The organism is Raoultibacter timonensis (assembly GCF_900240215.1).
GTDB lineage: Bacteria > Actinomycetota > Coriobacteriia > Coriobacteriales > Eggerthellaceae > Raoultibacter > Raoultibacter timonensis.
In genome coordinates, this window is record NZ_LT964681.1 from 303,615 (window position 1) to 320,100 (window position 16,486).

12 protein-coding genes are annotated in these 16,486 nt (G+C 61.0%); 1 reads left to right on the forward strand and 11 read right to left on the reverse strand.

Annotated elements, in window-relative coordinates:
* Window positions 1-5: 5 nt before the first annotated feature.
* The 11 genes from C1722_RS13490 to C1722_RS13540 all read right to left on the reverse strand — a co-directional run bounded on the left by C1722_RS13490 (window position 6) and on the right by C1722_RS13540 (window position 14,382).
* Window positions 6-818: a UTP--glucose-1-phosphate uridylyltransferase gene (locus tag C1722_RS13490; RefSeq protein WP_102379896.1), complete on the reverse strand. Its 813-nt coding sequence runs from the start codon at window positions 816-818 to the stop codon at window positions 6-8.
* A 127-nt stretch (window positions 819-945) separates the two neighbouring features.
* A complete protein-coding gene (locus C1722_RS13495) occupies window positions 946-1,134 on the reverse strand; it encodes a hypothetical protein (protein WP_102379897.1) in 189 nt (62 codons plus the stop codon).
* A gap of 15 nt (window positions 1,135-1,149) precedes the next feature.
* Window positions 1,150-1,920: a cytochrome c biogenesis protein gene (locus C1722_RS13500; RefSeq protein WP_102379898.1), complete on the reverse strand. Its 771-nt coding sequence runs from the start codon at window positions 1,918-1,920 to the stop codon at window positions 1,150-1,152.
* 85 nt (window positions 1,921-2,005) lie between these two features.
* The gene (locus tag C1722_RS13505; protein WP_102379899.1) at window positions 2,006-2,722 is read right to left on the reverse strand and encodes a heme exporter protein CcmB; all 717 of its coding nucleotides are present in this window, start codon (window positions 2,720-2,722) and stop codon (window positions 2,006-2,008) included.
* 1 nt (window position 2,723) lies between these two features.
* Entirely contained in the window at window positions 2,724-3,440 is a 717-nt protein-coding gene (locus C1722_RS13510; RefSeq protein WP_102379900.1) for an ABC transporter ATP-binding protein, read from the reverse strand.
* A gap of 5 nt (window positions 3,441-3,445) precedes the next feature.
* Complete coding sequence (locus tag C1722_RS13515) at window positions 3,446-5,761, reverse strand: heme lyase CcmF/NrfE family subunit (protein ID WP_102379901.1); 2,316 nt, start codon at window positions 5,759-5,761, stop codon at window positions 3,446-3,448.
* Window positions 5,762-5,764: 3 nt separating this feature from the next.
* Window positions 5,765-6,430, reverse strand: a complete 666-nt coding sequence (locus tag C1722_RS13520) for a cytochrome c maturation protein CcmE domain-containing protein (protein WP_102379902.1) — start codon at window positions 6,428-6,430, stop codon at window positions 5,765-5,767.
* Between the two features lie 297 nt (window positions 6,431-6,727).
* Window positions 6,728-7,435 (reverse strand): cytochrome c-type protein Cgr1, encoded by a 708-nt coding sequence (gene cgr1 / locus C1722_RS13525; protein ID WP_102379903.1) that lies wholly within the window; start codon window positions 7,433-7,435, stop codon window positions 6,728-6,730.
* Between the two features lie 278 nt (window positions 7,436-7,713).
* Entirely contained in the window at window positions 7,714-8,985 is a 1,272-nt protein-coding gene (locus tag C1722_RS13530) for an ammonia-forming cytochrome c nitrite reductase subunit c552 (RefSeq protein WP_102379904.1), read from the reverse strand.
* 267 nt (window positions 8,986-9,252) lie between these two features.
* On the reverse strand, window positions 9,253-12,297 hold the full coding sequence (locus C1722_RS13535) for an InlB B-repeat-containing protein (RefSeq protein WP_425319387.1): 3,045 nt from the start codon (window positions 12,295-12,297) through the stop codon (window positions 9,253-9,255).
* Between the two features lie 597 nt (window positions 12,298-12,894).
* Window positions 12,895-14,382: a response regulator transcription factor gene (locus tag C1722_RS13540; RefSeq protein ID WP_102380394.1), complete on the reverse strand. Its 1,488-nt coding sequence runs from the start codon at window positions 14,380-14,382 to the stop codon at window positions 12,895-12,897.
* Window positions 14,383-14,618: 236 nt separating this feature from the next.
* Here C1722_RS13540 and C1722_RS13545 point away from each other — a divergent pair, with 236 nt between their 5' ends.
* Complete coding sequence (locus tag C1722_RS13545) at window positions 14,619-16,460, forward strand: flavocytochrome c (protein WP_219724318.1); 1,842 nt, start codon at window positions 14,619-14,621, stop codon at window positions 16,458-16,460.
* The last annotated feature ends 26 nt before the right edge of the window (window positions 16,461-16,486 follow it).

The window sequence follows — 16,486 nt, forward strand, 5'->3', positions numbered from 1 at the left end:
TCGCCCTACCCGTGCATCCGCTGGTACAGGACGTTGTTCGTCTCGAGCCAGCTCTCGACCGTTCCGGTATCGAAGCCGTCGGCGGGATCGATGACGAGCGCATACATCTCTTCCTCCCGGAGCACGGCATCGAGCGCATCGGTGAGCTGGATCTCGCCGCCCACACCTGGCCGCACATCGGCAAGAAGCTCCATCACGCGAGGGCTCAGCAGATAGCGACCGAATACGGCGAGGTTCGACGGCGCGTCTTCGAGCGCCGGTTTCTCTACAAGGGAATCGATCTTCCATACATCGTCTGCGACACCCTCGCCCGCGATCACGCCGAATCGGCTCACCTGATCGTCCGGTACGGGCACGACGGCAATGACGCTCGCCCCGCTATGCGCATCGGAGATCTCCTTCATACGCGGCAGCATCTTGTTGTCGGGTACGAGCACATCGCCCAAAAGCACGTAGAACGCTTCGTCGGCGGTTTTCTCGGCAGCGCAGCGAATGGCATGGCCCAAACCGAGGGGCTCGTCCTGATACACGTAGCCTACATTGAGGCTTCCCGCATGCGCGACCGCGTCGGCGTAGGCATCCTTGCCCTTGGCGCGCAGCGCCGCCTCGAGCTCGGGTGCCGGCGAGAAATGATCCTCGATCGCCTTTTTCTCACGGCTGTTGATGATGACGACTTCGTCGGCCGAAGAGGCGAGCCCCTCCTCGACGACGTATTGGATAGCCGGCCGATCAACGACCAGCAGCATTTCCTTCGGCTGCGCCTTGGTCGCAGGTAAAAACCGCGTACCCATGCCTGCGGCGGGAATGAGAGCCTTCATGTTCCTCCTCGATCTCGACTGCGCCGCCGCTCAAGCGGCAGCACGATCCGAACAAAGCAAATCGACCGATGCCGAGCCATACGGCGTCGGGCGCATCGGTCGATTGTATCATGATGCGTGAGAACGGCTATTTGGCCGCTTTCTTCTCCGCTAAAGCCTCTTCGAGCACGGCGATCTGCGCCTCGGCCTTCTTCGTACCGCGCATGATCATGAACGCATACACGAACAGGACGAGGAGGAGCAGCGCATACGCTGCGATGATGTACGGAGCGGAAGGGATGACGGTGCTGTATATCTCTACAAGAACGGCATTCATATGCGATCCTTCTTTCTAGTCTTCGAGCTGTTCTTTGATGGCCTCGACACGCTGCGTGAGCCTCACCTGGCGGAAGCGCATGCGGTACAGGACGAATCCGAGCATGATCATGCCGATCATGACGACGGCAACCGTCATGCCCATATCCCCCGTCATGCCGCCTTCGCGCAGAACGACCGGGTGGATGCTCGAGGGAATCACGCGCGTCACCATGTAGCAGATTGGCACATCCACCAGTGCGATGATCGCGATAACCGAGCCGTACGTGGCACGGCGCTCGGGATCGTCGATGGCGTTGCGCAGGATGAAGTAGGCGATCACGATGATCATGAGGATGAGGTAGGTGGTCAGGCGCGGATCCCACGTCCACCACAAGCCCCACTCGAAGCGCGTCCACATCTCACCGGTGATCATGGTGAGTACAACGAACAGAAGCGCGATCTCCATTGCGATCTTCGTGCAGGTATCGAAGCGCTGCTCCTTCGTCATGAGGAAGCGAACGCTATAGAACCCTGCGAAAGCCAGTGCGCCGAACGAAACGAGCGCAACCGGCATATGGAAGTAGAAGATCTTCTGGGACAGCAGCTGCACGTTGGTCACCATCTGATCGCCGACCAGAACCGGCTCGCTGAGCGCAGCTCCGTTGACAGGCGATGCGTACAGAAACGCCATAAGGAACCCGGCCACAAGGAACACCGCAGCGCCAACGAGCGCAATCGGTACGACAGAATCGGGCCACTGACCCGATTCGGGCAGCTTGAGGGCCTTTTTCGCTTTTTCGGCCATAACACTCCTTTTCTTCTCCGTGCGGCATGTTAGCCACATCTGACTCCGTTATCCCAAGGCGAGCGAAATCCCGCCCATTGTAACCCTAAACGCTGATTACGAAATCGTAGAGAACCCAACTCAGCAGAACCATGATCACATCGTATCCGGCAGCGAGCGCAAGCGACATCGTAAACGTTTCCATGAACAGATCGCCGCCCACGATAGCCGCCGTCGTAGCCGAAACGCAAGCGTACAAGAGCGGGAAGATGAGCGGGATGAACAGCACGGCGAGCATGACGTCTTTGCCGCGCGTGTTGATGGTGATCGTCGAGAGCAGCGTGCCGATGCCCGCAACGCCGATCGTCCCCACGACGAGCGGCACGACGATGAGCCAGAAGCTGTCCGACGGCGTTGTCGACGTAAGGAAGAAGAAGTAGAACAAGGGAATGGTGATGATCTCGACCACCAGCAAGAACAACAGGTTCGACGTGGCCTTCGCAAGGAACACCACCGAACGGTCGAGCGGCACGAGCAGAATGCCCTCGAGGCATCCCTGCTCCTTTTCGGCCGTGAACGAGCGGTTCAAACCCAGAAGAGACGTGAACACGATGAGTGCCCACAGAAGACCGCCGCTCATCTGCAGGATGTCGAAAACCTGGGCCGTTTGCGCAAGGGCGGCACCGTACACGATGAGCACGAGCAGCGCATAGATGCCCATCGACGTGAGCATCTCCTTAGTGCGGAACTCCTGTCTGAGATCCTTCACGAGCAGTGTTTTGTACTGGGTAAACGTCGAGGGGCGTTTGACGGTAACGCTCATGTTACGCCACCCCCATGCCGACGGTCGCTCGGTATATCTGCGAGAACTCGTCGAAATCGAGGTTTTCCTTCTCGTCGAACGCAACGATGCGCCCCTTTGCGAGCACGAGCGCATGAGAGCACATGGAGAAGCCCTTCTGCAGATCGTGGCTCACCATCACGAACGTGCGGTTCTCGCGCACCTGATCGATCAGCCCGTCGAAGATCTCGACGGCATGCGGATCGAGCCCCGAATACGGCTCGTCGAGGAACACGACGTCCGGATCGTGGATGAGGGCACGTGCGATGGAGAGGCGCTGCGTCATGCCGCGCGAGAACGTGCGCACCGTGTCGAGGCGACGGTGTTTGAGCTCGACCGCCTCGAGCAGCTCGAGCACCCGCTCTTCGGGGTTCTCAACGCCGTAAAGGCGCGCTGCGAACAGCAGGTTCTCCTCGGCGGTCAAATCCATGTAGAGCATGGAATTGTGGGAGATGAGCCCGATATGGTCCCTCACCTTATCGGGCTCCTCCTTGATATCGATATCCATGAGCGCAGCGCTCCCCGACGTGGCCCTCGACAGCGTCGAGAGCACGCGCAGAAGCGTCGTCTTCCCCGCTCCGTTCGGTCCGAAGATCGAAAGGAACGCACCTTTCGGAAGATCGAAGGTCACGTTGTCGACCGCCTTGCGGTTGCCGAACACCTTCGAGAGCTTCGACGTTGTAATGGCAGCGTCGCCCACGGTTCTTACGCCTCTTTCCCGGAAGACGGCACCTCGTCGTCAGCCGTCTCGGTCACAACGACCTTCTCGGATACGACGGCAACGCCGCCGTCGGCATCTTGCGCGATCTCGACCGATTCCATTACGGCAACCACTTTGGCGGTGCCGTTCTCGGTATCCGCATCGATCTCGCCGGGCTTGCCCTTCTTAATGGGCCTGCGCTTGCCGATAAGGGCGATCAGGATGCCGACCATCATGAGGCCGAACCCGACCCACACGAGCGAGATGCACGGGTTCACGCGCACATCGAGGGCGTAGTCGCCGTCGGTGTTGACGCCGCGGTAGACCACGAACAGGTCTTCCTCGGGATAGCTGATAACGCTCGCGAGCAGCTTCTGCTGCTGGGTGCTGGTCACAAGCTGAACCGACGGGTTCACATGGCCGACGTAGTCGTCGCCCTTGTACACGTCGAACTCGAGGGTATAGAGAACGTCGGTGCCGTTCTCGAGCTCCTCGATGGAGTTGCCGGTGTACTTGAGCGTGAAGTCCTGGATGACGAAGTCTTCGGTGGTTCCGTCGATCTCGGGATCGTAGGTGAGGTACTCGACCTTCTCGGTCACGTACATCGACGAGCCGATGAGGCCTACGAGGATGAGGGCCATCGAAATATGGGCAACGAACCCGCCGTAGGTAGCCGCATGATCCTTGAACATGCCGAACAGCGAGGCGAACACGTTCTTGCCATGCTTCTTCTTATAGGCGCGAAGACCGCGCCCGAGCATGAAGAGCGAGTTGAAGAACAGCAGGCTCGCCACGATGAAGCCGACGACGGCAAGGCCGTTGTAGTACCACGACGGGCCGTAGTCGGTCACGCTCGAAGCGGTCGATCCGCCGGCAGCGACCATGTCGTTGTAGCTCGGGAGCAAGTACGTGACGAAGTACACCATAAGGCCGACGAAGAGCACGAGCGCGCAGATGCCGGGAACGCGAGCGCGCCTCCAGAACTGCTTGCCTTCGGTCTTGCCCCACGAAAGCAGCGGGCAAACGGCCAGGATCAGGCAGTACAGGATGCCGAGCGGACGGGCGATCGCGTTGTACGTCCCGGCCGAAAGCGACTGGCCGCCGAACGGCAGCCACGAAGGCAGCGCCGAGGAAACCGTCATGTAGGCGAGCAAAAACGCGAAGATCACCATGATGACGTTGTTGAAGTAATAGGCCGCATCCTTCGAGATCATGTTCTCGATGCTGTCTTCGCCGCCCTTGGCGGGACCGAAGCTCTTCCAGCGGATGGCGAGGCCGACGATGCCGGCGACCACCGAAAGGATGATGAGGGCCAAGAACAGCACGAGCGAGACGTTATCGCCCTCGAACGCATGAACTGATTGGACGAGGCCCGAGCGGGTGATGAACGTGCCCACGATGACGAAGGCGAACGTCAGGCACGTGCACATGACACTCCAGCGCTTGAACGCGCCGCGCTGGCGGTAGACCGTGAAGCTGTGGATGAGGGCGACGCCGACGAGCCACGAGAGCAAGCTTGCGTTCTCGACCGGGTCCCAACCCCAGTAACCGCCCCAACCGAGCACGACGTAGGCCCACACGGCGCCGAGGCCGATGCCGATGCCGAGGAACAACCAGGAGAAGATAGCGTAACGGGAGCTGCGCTCGACCCACGCCTTCGAGGGATCGTTCACGATGAGCGCCGCGATGGCGTAAGCGAACGGGATCGTGAGACCCGCGTAACCGATGAACAGCGTGGGCGGATGGATGGCCATGGCCCAGTGCTCGAGAAGCGCGTTCATTCCCCAGATCTGAGCGCCGTTGGTGAGCGCGCCCGTCGAATCGAAGTACATGGCGGGCAGCGCCGTGAAGGGCATGTTGGTATCGGAGAACAGAAGCACGCCGGTAAAAGCGGCCAGCACGATCTGCGAGACGAACAGCGCCATGTTGTCGAGTCTTTCCATCTTCTTCATCGAGCGGATGGCGACGACGGCGTTGAACACCGAAATCAGCCATGCCCAGAAGAGGAGAGAGCCCTCGCGACCGCCCCAGAGTCCCGAAAGCTTGTAGAGCCATCCGAGCTCGCCCGAAGCGTCGCTGTGGTTCTGGACGACGTATTGGATGGACGTATCGCCCGTCATGAAGCAGTACACGAGCAGGGCGCAGCAGAACGTGAGCGCCACCGCGGACAGAATGGAGGCGATGTAGCCGCCCCAGGTGAGCGTCTCGGCGGCGCTACTCGTACGCTTGCGACCCATTAGGTGCCCCACGAGCAGGCACACGATGGACACCGCAACGCCAGCAAAGGCGATAAGCAGGCCGATCAAACCGTATGTCGACATGAATTATCCTTCCAGCGCAACGTCGGTTGCACTAAATTTCGAATCGGAATTGAGCGAGCCGGTCAGCACAAGGGATGAGCCGTCTTTGATCTCGTCGGAGAGGGCCCCATCGAACAGGACCGCCATCTCGGTGCCGTCGGACGCATCGACGAGGATGAAGCGGTCGCCTTGGCCTGCGGCCTTAAGGCTTCCTTCCTTCACCGTACCGGCGACCTTCACCGGTTTCTCGTAGACGCTCTCGCCATAGTCGAGCAGGCTTGAAACGCTCAGGGCATCGGTTGCATTCTCGTACTTCGACGGGCACTTGGTCACCAGTTCGGTGGCATGCAGCACGCCGTCCTCGTCGATCTTGCCGGTGCATATTGCCGTCACGTCGTTTCCGAACGTTGCCGCCACGCCGCCCTCATAGCTCACGGACAGGTGGACGGACGAATCGCCGTCCGGATCGTAAATAGCAAACGTCAACATGTTCCCGGTGGTGGAAAAAGAATCCTCGACCACATTGCCGGAAACCTGCACACGTTCGTTGGCATGGCTGCCATCGGCAGCCTGCGCTACGGATATCGACTTCGCCGCCGTCGAGCCGCCCACAACGGCCAGCACGACGATCAACACGACGACGATGATGCCGGTCACTACAACCATACGCCTTTTCGTTTTCGCGTTCACGTTCGCCTCCTCGAATAAACTCGTCAATTGTCTAACACCTTTACGTCCGGGAAAGCGCGATGCGCGAGGAAAACAGAGTTTTTACCGAATGATCCGCATCATTACGCCTTTCGGACATCCGACAGACCGCTCTTGTGCTCCATCGAGCTTCCCGGCTCTTGAAAAGAGCCCGTCAAGGCATCGCTAAATGCACTTGGCGGGCTCCCTCTTGCATATGCAATTGTGTTCGCTGCTCAACCGTACGGTCTCGCAGCCCGTCGCCGAAAGCGAACCCTCGCGGCGGTTAGGACCCTTCGACTACGCTACACCCTCAAGCTTGTTAGCCTGGGCGGTGGTCAGCCAGCCATCCGGGATCTCTGCATCGCTGTGGCACTGCGAGCAGTAGTTCACCGACGCGCGGTGAGCCTTGTGGCACTCGGTGCAGGCGATCTCGCCGTGCTGAGCCACATGCGGGTTGCGCTCCATGTCGGAGGTTGCCGCAATCAGGTCCTGACGGGTCAGGTTGTGGCAGCCCTCGTTGAGGCAGAACTCGTCGGCCTCGAGGCCGCGGGCCTCGACCAGGTCCTCGTCAGTACGCTCGTAGAGCGGATACTGATAGTTACCCGAGATCCAGTTCATACCCTCGGAGATCTGCTCGCCCAGAGTCGGAACGTGGCAGCCGAGGCAATCGGTACCAGCTCCGCCTTCGTCCTTCGAGACCTTGTGCGCCACTGCCATCATGGCATTGGTGTTCGTGACCTCGTTGCCGTACTTGTCGACGCCAGCAGCACCAGGCTCCTGCTCGAAGCCCTGTACGTACGGGTCCATCGGAGTATGGCAAATGGCGTTGCAGAAGCTGGGCTGTTCGTGCCAAACCCAGAAGCCGGCACCGGCTGCTATGAGAACTACCACGACGACGCCTACAACGATAGGCCACTTCTTCTTTTTCTTCTTCGGAGCGGCCTCCGGAGTCGCTACGGTTTCTTCTTCAGTGGCGGCTTCCACTTTGGATTCCTCTTCGCTCATCTCTTCTTTACCCCCTTTCTTCATTTCTCTCGCTTATATAGGTTGTGCCCCTCGCGGCATTGCGGCAACTTCGCCGCAATACGAAACAAAAGCACTTTACCACACGAATGGTATCCGACAAGACCCCAAAAACCTATCACCCATTTAGGGGGAATTAGCCCGAAATGCCCCACATTTTTGAGTGAAACGGCAGAATTATCCAATCTTGCCGGGGTAATTGCGCGGAGGGAGGCCCACTGGACCTCCCTCCCATTAGGAGAGACTCAAAGATGCATGGTTTACAGCATGCCCAAAGCTTCGTCGACGGCGGCTTCTGCCTTATCGAGCGTTTCGAAGGTCAGCTCGGGGTTATGGGCGCCCTCGCTATTTTCAACCATCACGAAATCCCAATAAAATTGTGCCGTGCGATGGAGCTTCTGGAGCTCGGCCAGCTGATCTTCGGGGAGCGAATCCTTTTGTTCGGCGATCTTGTTGATCATGTCTCCGATCTTCTCGCTGATAGCCGTAACGCGCTCTTCTTCCTCAGCCTGCCAATCGGCAACCTGCTTCTTCAGGTCCGCATGGCAGTTCTTGCAGTCGCCGTCGAGCAGCTCCTGGTTCTCGAGCGGGCTCTTCCACTCGTGCGATACGAATTCGGTACCGTCGTCGGAGGTGGTCGTTCCCATGTGGCAGTCGGAGCAGCTGTATCCGTTCTTGGCCATCTGGGTCTGCTTACCGCCGTAGATCGTCTCGAACTCGGGGTGCTGCACCTTGATCATCGCTGCGCCGGTGTCCGGATGCTCCCAGTCTTTGAAGCCCATCTCGTCGTAGTAGGCGAGGATGGCGTCGGGAGTCATGGCGTCGGTGCCCGTGTAAGGATTGCTCGTGGCTTTGGTGTCAGGATCGAAGTAGTACTCGTTGTGGCACTGGCCGCATACCTGGGCCTCCATGGGGACGTTCTTCGTGTCGCCGCCCATGGACTTCACGAAGAACTGGTTGCCCACCGTGAGCGACTGCGGGTCGTTCGCGTGGCAGTTCGCACAGCTGATGGGCTCGGTGAACTCGTTGATAAGATCGTTGAACTTCTCGGTGTACACCTGCTCGCCCTCGGTGTTCACCATGTTGGTGAACTGCGGAGTCTTGCAGCTGATGCAGTTGGCGAGCTGCTCCTTCTCGATGGTCCTCGGCGAGTTCTTCACGCTCTCGAGCGAATACAGGTGGCTCGATGCCTCGTCGTAGCCCAAGGCGAACGCATAGCCCTTGTACATCGTGTTGAGCGCCGGATACAGCTCGAGGTAGTTGTGCTTGCCCGAATCGGGCGAGTTCGCCGCGTTCTCCTCGTAGGTAGCGTACTCGTTCGGATAGATGTCTTTCCACATCTCCGCGGTCACGACGCCGAACTTGTCCGGCTCGGGAGTCTCGACCTGCTTGGGTTCTTCCTTCGGCTCGTCTGCGCCCTTGTTCTGGTCTGCCGAGTTGTCCGCCTGCGGAGCACAGGCCACCAAGCCCATGAACAGCGCAATGGCGCACATCGAACTCAACCAGAGGGCAAGTTTGTTGCGTTTTCTCATAAATCTCTCCTCTCCCACGTCTCTCCATCACGAAATATACACACATTCGGTGGGGAATACGGCGGCGACGTTACGTCATGGGAATTTGCACCGTCCAAGATTAGGGGAAAACCCTTTATCCTTAGACGCGAGAGATCGATTCGGCTGTCTCGGATGCGCATGCAGCCGCGGCAGGGCGCGCACCCCTTGACGGGCCCTTTCGTCCGAAACGCCGTACGACAGCGGAGCCTTCGCGCCCGAAGGCGCGAAGGCTCCGTCCAAACCAGCCTAGTTTTCACTTCTCCGTCGTGCCGCGAAGACGATCGCACCTGCCAGCACGATCAGGAGGCCCAACACTCCGAGCCCGATAAGCGAATCTCCCGTAACGGCCATGCTCGCGCCCTTGCCCGTCGCAGAACCGGAACCGGGGTTCGAAGACGGTTTGGGATCAGCGGGATCCGGCGTGGGATCCGGGTCCGGGTCGGGCGGCGTCGGCCCCGGGGGAACGGGGCTTGCCTCCCATTTCGCAAAGTAGGCCTTATCTTCGCGATCGGCGTTCGCGAACGATGCTACCGGCGCTCCGGAATGATCCGCACCTTCGTACCAGGCAACGAATCGATACCCCTCTCTCACGGGCTCGGGAAGCGTCGTCGTTTCGGCACCGTACGCGTACTCCGACGGCTCGAGGGAGCCGAGCGGCGTCACGCCGTCTTCGTCGAAGTAGCGGATGGCATAAGCTCCCCATTGCGCCGCTACCGCGGCATCGCCCGCAAGCGTAAGATATTCTACACCGCGGTTCGCAAGCGCGCTGCCATCGTCGCTCCAGCCCTTGAACGGCTCGTCTGCGCGGTCGGGCAGCCGATCGGGCCACTGGAGGTACACCGTCGCGCTCGAACCGGGAAAGGCGTACATATCCGCAACGGTATCGCCGGTTAGGGGATCGCCCCCCGACGCTTCCGCGTCGTTTTTATACAGCACCGATCCGCCGTTGGGATCGACGACGAGTTCGTGGTTCGCACCGCCGCCGTCAACGCCCACGGTAAGCTTGCCCGATAGCGTCAGAACCGCTCCGGCTGCAACCGTCGCCGTCGAACGGTCGGCTGCGGTGCTCTGCAGCAGCAGATGGTTCTTCATGGTGAAATCCTGCAAGAAGCTCACCGTCCCCGAAGGCCCTGCGCCGATAAGCACTTTATCGCGGTCAGCATCGTCCGAAAACGACTCTTCTCCGACATCGAGGTTAACCGTAGCCCCTTCGGAAGCGCCGCCCGAAGGCGAAGCCGGATCGACCCACAGGTCGTGGCCCCGGTTCTCGCCCGATGCGTTGCCCGCAAGCAAGCCCGACTCGATATCGAGCGTAGCCGTCGCAACGTAGGCGCCGCCGCCCTTGGCTTTTGCTTCGTTGCCCTCGAACGTTGCACCTTCGATCGTCGCGCGCACGGCAGTGGCGCCTGCGTTGCCGGCCCCCGTAGCGTAGAGCCCCGCACCGTTCGCAGCGCCGTTGTCCTCGATGCGCGCCGTGGCGGCGAACCGCAGGTCGAGCGTAGCGGGCACCGCTGCCGGAGTGTAGTTCCACGGCCATCCGTAGAAAACGCCGCCGCCGAGGCTTCCCGCCTGGTTGCTCGATACCGTGCCCGCAATCGTGCCCTGCGAAAACGCCGTCAGCGCGACACCGCCGCCGTCGGCGGCGACGTTTCCGCTGACGAGCGATCCTTCGAGCAGCGAAAGCTCGCCCTCGTTCGTCACGTGGATTCCGCCGCCCCTGCTGGTTGCCGTGTTATCGTTCACCGAACCGCCGATGGAGACGGAGCCGCCGATGGCGAACGCGCCGCCGCCGTTGACGGCGCTGTTCGAAGCGACGGAGCTATCCTTCGCCGTGGCGAGCGAGCCGTCTGCCTGGATGAAGAAGCCGCCGCCGTTATGTCCTGCCGTATTGCCCGACACCGCCGAGCCCGGCTCCATGGCAATCGCCGAATGCGCCGCCATGGCGCCGCCGCCGCGCATAGCCGCGCGGTTGTCGGCTACGTTTGCGGCTGCACCGAACGTCGCATCGACCGACGAAAGGTACAGGCCTCCCCCGCCGAGCCCGTCCTGCCCGGTCTGCTCGTTGTCGGATACCGAAGCATGCTCGACGAGCGCCTGCATGCGCACCGTATCGGAGCCTTGCAAATATGCACCGCCGCCGTTCGACACGGCCTCGTTCGCTTCGATCGCGGCACCGCCCGAAAGGCCGAATGAGCTCGTTTCGGTAGTCGCACGATAGTAGAGGCCGCCGCCCGTTCCCGACGTGTTCGATGTGATCGACGTTCCATCGATCAGGGAAAGCGCGCTCGACGCACCGGGCGCCCTCCCGATGAGCCACAGGCCTCCGCCTTGCGTGCCCGACCCGTTGCCGGCAACTGCCGTACGGGCAAACGCCGCATCCAGAGCGCCGTCGGCCGCTACGTACATTCCGCCGCCCAGATCGGATGCCGAATTGCCGGAAACCGTCGCGTCCGTGACGATGAGCCCGAAAAGCATCGGGCTGTCGCGATGGTATATGTATGCTCCGCCTCCGGTTTTCGCCGTGTTGTTCGTCATCGACACACCGGTGAGCGTGAGGGAATCGCGCGGGTTGCTGCTCGCAAGGTAGAATCCGCCGCCCGCGTTTTCAGCGTAGTTGCCCGAAAGGACCGCGCCCGCAATCGCAACCGGCATCGTCGACGCCGTTCGCGGGTTGACGAACAGACCTCCCCCGTGCGTCGAGGCCCGGTTGCCCGATATCGTTCCGGCAACCGAAATCGAATCGTCGGCGCGCGTCGGCCTGACCACCACCCCGCCGCCGTTGGCCGCCGAATTGTCGCGCACCGTCGCTCCCGACGCCATGGTAAACGAGATCCGCGACGTGCCGGATGCGCCCGTATAGACGTTGACGCCGCCGCCGTCACCGCTCGCGTTGTTGTTCGAAATCAGAGATCCGCTTTCGAGCACGAGGCTGCCCGCGGTCATGTTGACGCCGCCCCCGCCCCCGGCCGCCCGATTGTTCGCAACGGTTGCCCCCGCCCCGATCTCGACCGAGCCGCCGATCGCGTTGATCGCGCCGCCGTTGCCGATCGAGTAGCTGTTTTGGAACAGAGCTCCCGAACCGAGCCTTACCGAACCGTTCGTCAGGTAGACGAGCGAGCGGGCCCCGGCAATGCCCAAACCGTCCACCCTAACGTTCTCGAACGAAAGGCTGTTGCCGTTATCGATGCGGAACAGGTAGCCCGAGTATCCCGCACCCCGCTCGAGCGCAAAGGAGCCCGCCGGCGCACCGCTGCCGTCGATCGTCAGGCTTTTAGCGGTAGCCATGCCCATGCTCACCTGGCTGTCGATGGCTATGTCGGCTTTGAGCTGGATGGTGCTCCCGTCGGGAGCCGACGTGATCGCGCTTTTCAGCTCGGCGAGGGTCGACGCTTCGTTCGCGCTCAGAAGCGACGCTCCGTCTTCGGCAGCGTTATTCTCGCCGACGGATCCCTGTTCGTCCGAAAGCAGCGCCGCAGCGCCCTCGCCGACAACGCCGTTCTCTCNCACCCGGCACGCCCGCGAGCGAAAGGGCCAAAACGAGCGCGAGAGCCAGCGCGATCGCCCGCCGCGGCGCAGCTGTCGTTTTCTTTCCTATATCCACGTGCATTCCCGTCGCACCTCAATCCATATGCTATGTAATTTGTTACAATATAACATAGTATATTTCGATGATACGATTGCACAGGGTTTGCGGTAAAAAATTCATAACTTGATACGTAATGCAGGTAGAAAGCTTTGGCAACCGTCCGCTACCGTCTCCTTGGCAAGCTGCGCAACGACGTGCCGTCCCTGCCGAGTGCGAAGAAGCAAGACAAAGCGGGTGCCGGCGAAAAGGCATCCGGGCAGCCGCGGAACAGGAAAGCGGACTAGAGGATCAGCGGCGCGGGTTCAGCCGTCGAACCGATCGAGCGCGTCGAGCAGATCCTGCTTCGAGTGCACGCCCACCTTGCGGTAGATGTTGCGCGTATAGTTGCGCACGGTGTTTTCCGAGTAGCTGAGCTGCTTCGCGATGACGCCCCTGCTTCTCCCCTGCGCAATCAGGCGCACGATGTCCACTTCGAGCGCACTGAGTCCGAACGCTTCGCCGAACGAATCCAGCGTGCCGTGATCGCGGGCGACCCCCTCTTCGACAAGGGGCCCTGACGAATGGCGCGGCAGGGCCTTGAGCTCGTAGGCGAGCGGTTGCGTTATCTGGGGCTGGGGGCGCAAAACGAGCACCATCTCGATCAGCACGACAAACGCCATGCAGATGAGCAGCCACAGGCTGTGATCGAGCGTCGGGCCGACCACGTACACGATGATGCGCCCGATGCTCATCGCGAGCAGGGAACCACCGTAGACGATGCCGTATACGAGCGCCGTATCCCTACGGGAATGCCGCCCGATCAGATAGATGAAGAAGACGAGCGGTATGTAGAAACAGGTGATGGCGTTCGTTGCGAAAAACGTCCCAATCTCTTGGGACCCGGGCCATCCGCTCATGAGAAACCCGATGCAGGCTATCATGATCGCGTTCTCGAAACCCCAATACGTCGAGAGCCTGAAGCCACGGCCCCTCACGAGCACCCACCACACGGCAAAGACGATGCAGGCAATCACGAGAAGCTGATGGACGGAACGCACCGTTTGCGACAGCTCGCGGATGCGACCGTCGGGATAGCCCAGCGCCAAGCCGAGCAGCAGCGCGTACAGGAAGAAGGCGATGACGAGCTGAAGGATGTAAGGGCGATACCGATCGGTGTAGACCGTATCGCACTTCGCGACCGCAGGATCACCCCGCTTATCGAGAATCGCCATGGACTGCCAGTACGCGATCACCGAGAGGGCGGGGATGAAGAGGTTGAGAATGCCGACGACCTCCGCGCTCAAATAACCCGCCACCAGCGAAAGAAAGCACGACAGGGCTAGGCCGCCTGCCGCATAGAGAAACGCTTCGCCCGGCTTGAGGCGCTGCAGGAAGAACACCCAGATGATCTCGCCGCCCACGAGCCCCATGCCCCCCACGACGAAGCGTGCCACCTCGAACGTCACCGTGCCGAAGAACAGATCGACCAGATAGAACACACCCGACAGCGTCATGAGCACAAGCCCCGACCACACGAAGATCGAATGGGCGCCATGCGAAAACCGCGTTCGATACGACAGGAACAAAAGCAGGGCGATAACGCCGACGCGCACGATGTTGGCACCCACCGTCACATACCCGTAATCGGCCGAGAAATGCAGGTTGTAGAAGTTGTACTGGTACCACAGCCGCATGAGCCCCATACCGAAAAAGGCAATGGAGAGACCAGGCAGGAATACTGCCTTGAAGTCTGCGAACGACCCCGTATGCAAATCGGGATCGGTATCCGCCTGTTGTGACCGCTTCCTCATGCGCACCCCCGAAGAAGGGATTATAGCATTGGCCCGCCGCGCTTTTCCTAGTTCAGCGATATCGTTGCTCGCACGGTCGGCCCTCTGAACTGCGGTTTTTGAAAAAGGTACATTTTGGACACCGCGAGATACCTTTCGAGCCTATCCTGGCGCAGCGCTCGATCCTAAGCTGGCCCGAGCTCGTGCACTCGAGCAAATGCACAATCGGAGCCCGATTAACGGGCGAAAGGAGGCAGATGATGCCAGGGAGTATAAGCCGAAGGACGTTCGTGCAGGGCGCCGCCATGCTCGGCATATACGGGGGACTGATGGGATTCGGACTGACCGGATGCGCGGCGAAACCCGAGGAGCAAGCTGCAGCGGCCTGGAAGGCCGGAACGTATAGCGCCGACGTAGTCGGCCACAACGCACCGTTCACCATCGACGTGACGTTCTCCGACACCGCCATCACGGCGATCGATGCCAGTACGAACCAGGAATCGCTCGGCGTGGGTGCCTACGCACTCGAAGACCTGACTGCGAAAATGATGGAGTACCAGACGCTCAACCTCGATGCGGTCACCGGCGCCACCCTCTCGAGCATGTGCTTGCAGCAGGGCATCAAGGATTGCGCCGAACAGGCAGGCGCGCTCAAAGACCTCGAAGCGAGCCCGGCGCCCGAAGAGGAGATCGCCGATACGTACTCCGCCGACGTATGCGTTGTCGGCGGCGGCGGCGCGGGACTCGCTGCAGCGATATCGGCAGCCCAGGAAGGAGCGAAGGTCGTTGTCGTCGAGAAATGCGGCATCACCGGAGGCTCCACCAACGTCTCGGAAGGCGCGCTCAACGCGGTCGACCCCGAGCGCCAGGAAAAGCAGGGCATCGAAGACTCCGTCGATACGTTCTACCAGTCGACCATCGAGGGCGGCCACAACCTCGGCGACCCGACGCTCGTCCACTACCTGACGGACAACGCGCTCGATTCGGTCCATTGGATGGAATCGCTCGGCGTGCAGTTCAAAGACGAAGTGGGCTCGGCGACCGGATCGCTCGGAGAGCGCAGCCACTACCCCGCAACCCCCTCGGGCAACACCTACATCCGCTCGTTCGTTTCCTACATCGAACAGAATTCCGACACCATCACCCTGCTCAACGAGATGCAGGTTACCAAGCTCGTAACCGATTCGAGCGGTGCCGTAACCGGCGTGGAGGCAACGCATCGCGGCACGAAGCCCGTCACCGTCGAAGCGAAGTCGGTCATCATCGCCACCGGCGGCTTCGGGGCGAACGTCGAGTACCGCCAGAAGGTGAACACCGGCGTATGGTCGAGCGTCAAGCTCGACGACACGATCGGCTGCACGAACATCAAACCCTGCGCACAGGGCGAGGGGCTCGAACTGGCCGAGGGAGCCGGTGCCGAACTGATCGGCCTTTCCGACATCCAGCTGCATCCGTGCGGCACGCCGGGCACGGGCCTCATGGAAGACATCCGCACGTCGGGCAGGAACCGCGTGTTCGTCAACAAGGAAGGATCGCGTTTCGTGAACGAAGGCGCCGAGCGCGACAAGCTGTGCGAGGCCATCTTCGCGCAGCCCGAATCGACGTACTGGATCGTAGTCAACAAGGTGCGCTACCCTTCCGAGACCGAGCCCGATGCAAACGGCGCGACCATCGAGAACATGCTCTCCCTCGGCCACATCGTCAAGGGCGAGACGATCGAGGATCTTGCCGAGCAGACCGGCATGGACGCAGCGAAGCTGCAGGCCTCCATCGATGCGTACAACACCGTGGTGGCAGGCGAAGCCGAAGACGAGTTCGGGTTCAAGGCCGGCAACACCGCCGACACGCAGCTGACCGAAGGCCCCTGGTACGCCTGCAAGAAGGTTCCGACCGTCCATCACACCATGGGCGGCATCAAGATCGACGTGGACTGCCACGCACTCGATGCGACGGGGGCGCCGGTGAAGAACCTGTACGCCTGCGGCGAATGCACGGGCGGCATCCACGGCAGCAACCGCCTCGGCGGCAACGCCATCGCCGACTGCATGACGTTCGGCAGAGTCGCCGGCAAGCAGGCCGCGGCGAACGCGGGCGCCTGATCGATCGGCGGGCGAACACGAGCATA

Bases quoted from the DNA above. Each gene is read 5' to 3' on its own strand.
- C1722_RS13490 (WP_102379896.1), bottom strand. From the start codon at position 818: ATGAAGGCTCTCATTCCCGCCGCAGGCATGGGTACGCGGTTTTTACCT.
- C1722_RS13495 (WP_102379897.1), bottom strand. From the start codon at position 1,134: ATGAATGCCGTTCTTGTAGAGATATACAGCACCGTCATCCCTTCCGCT.
- C1722_RS13500 (WP_102379898.1), bottom strand. From the start codon at position 1,920: ATGGCCGAAAAAGCGAAAAAGGCCCTCAAGCTGCCCGAATCGGGTCAG.
- C1722_RS13505 (WP_102379899.1), bottom strand. From the start codon at position 2,722: ATGAGCGTTACCGTCAAACGCCCCTCGACGTTTACCCAGTACAAAACA.
- C1722_RS13515 (WP_102379901.1), bottom strand. From the start codon at position 5,761: ATGTCGACATACGGTTTGATCGGCCTGCTTATCGCCTTTGCTGGCGTT.
- cgr1 (WP_102379903.1), bottom strand. From the start codon at position 7,435: ATGAGCGAAGAGGAATCCAAAGTGGAAGCCGCCACTGAAGAAGAAACC.
- C1722_RS13530 (WP_102379904.1), bottom strand. From the start codon at position 8,985: ATGAGAAAACGCAACAAACTTGCCCTCTGGTTGAGTTCGATGTGCGCC.
- C1722_RS13535 (WP_425319387.1), bottom strand. From the start codon at position 12,297: ATGGGCATGGCTACCGCTAAAAGCCTGACGATCGACGGCAGCGGTGCG.
- C1722_RS13540 (WP_102380394.1), bottom strand. From the start codon at position 14,382: ATGAGGAAGCGGTCACAACAGGCGGATACCGATCCCGATTTGCATACG.
- C1722_RS13545 (WP_219724318.1), top strand. From the start codon at position 14,619: ATGATGCCAGGGAGTATAAGCCGAAGGACGTTCGTGCAGGGCGCCGCC.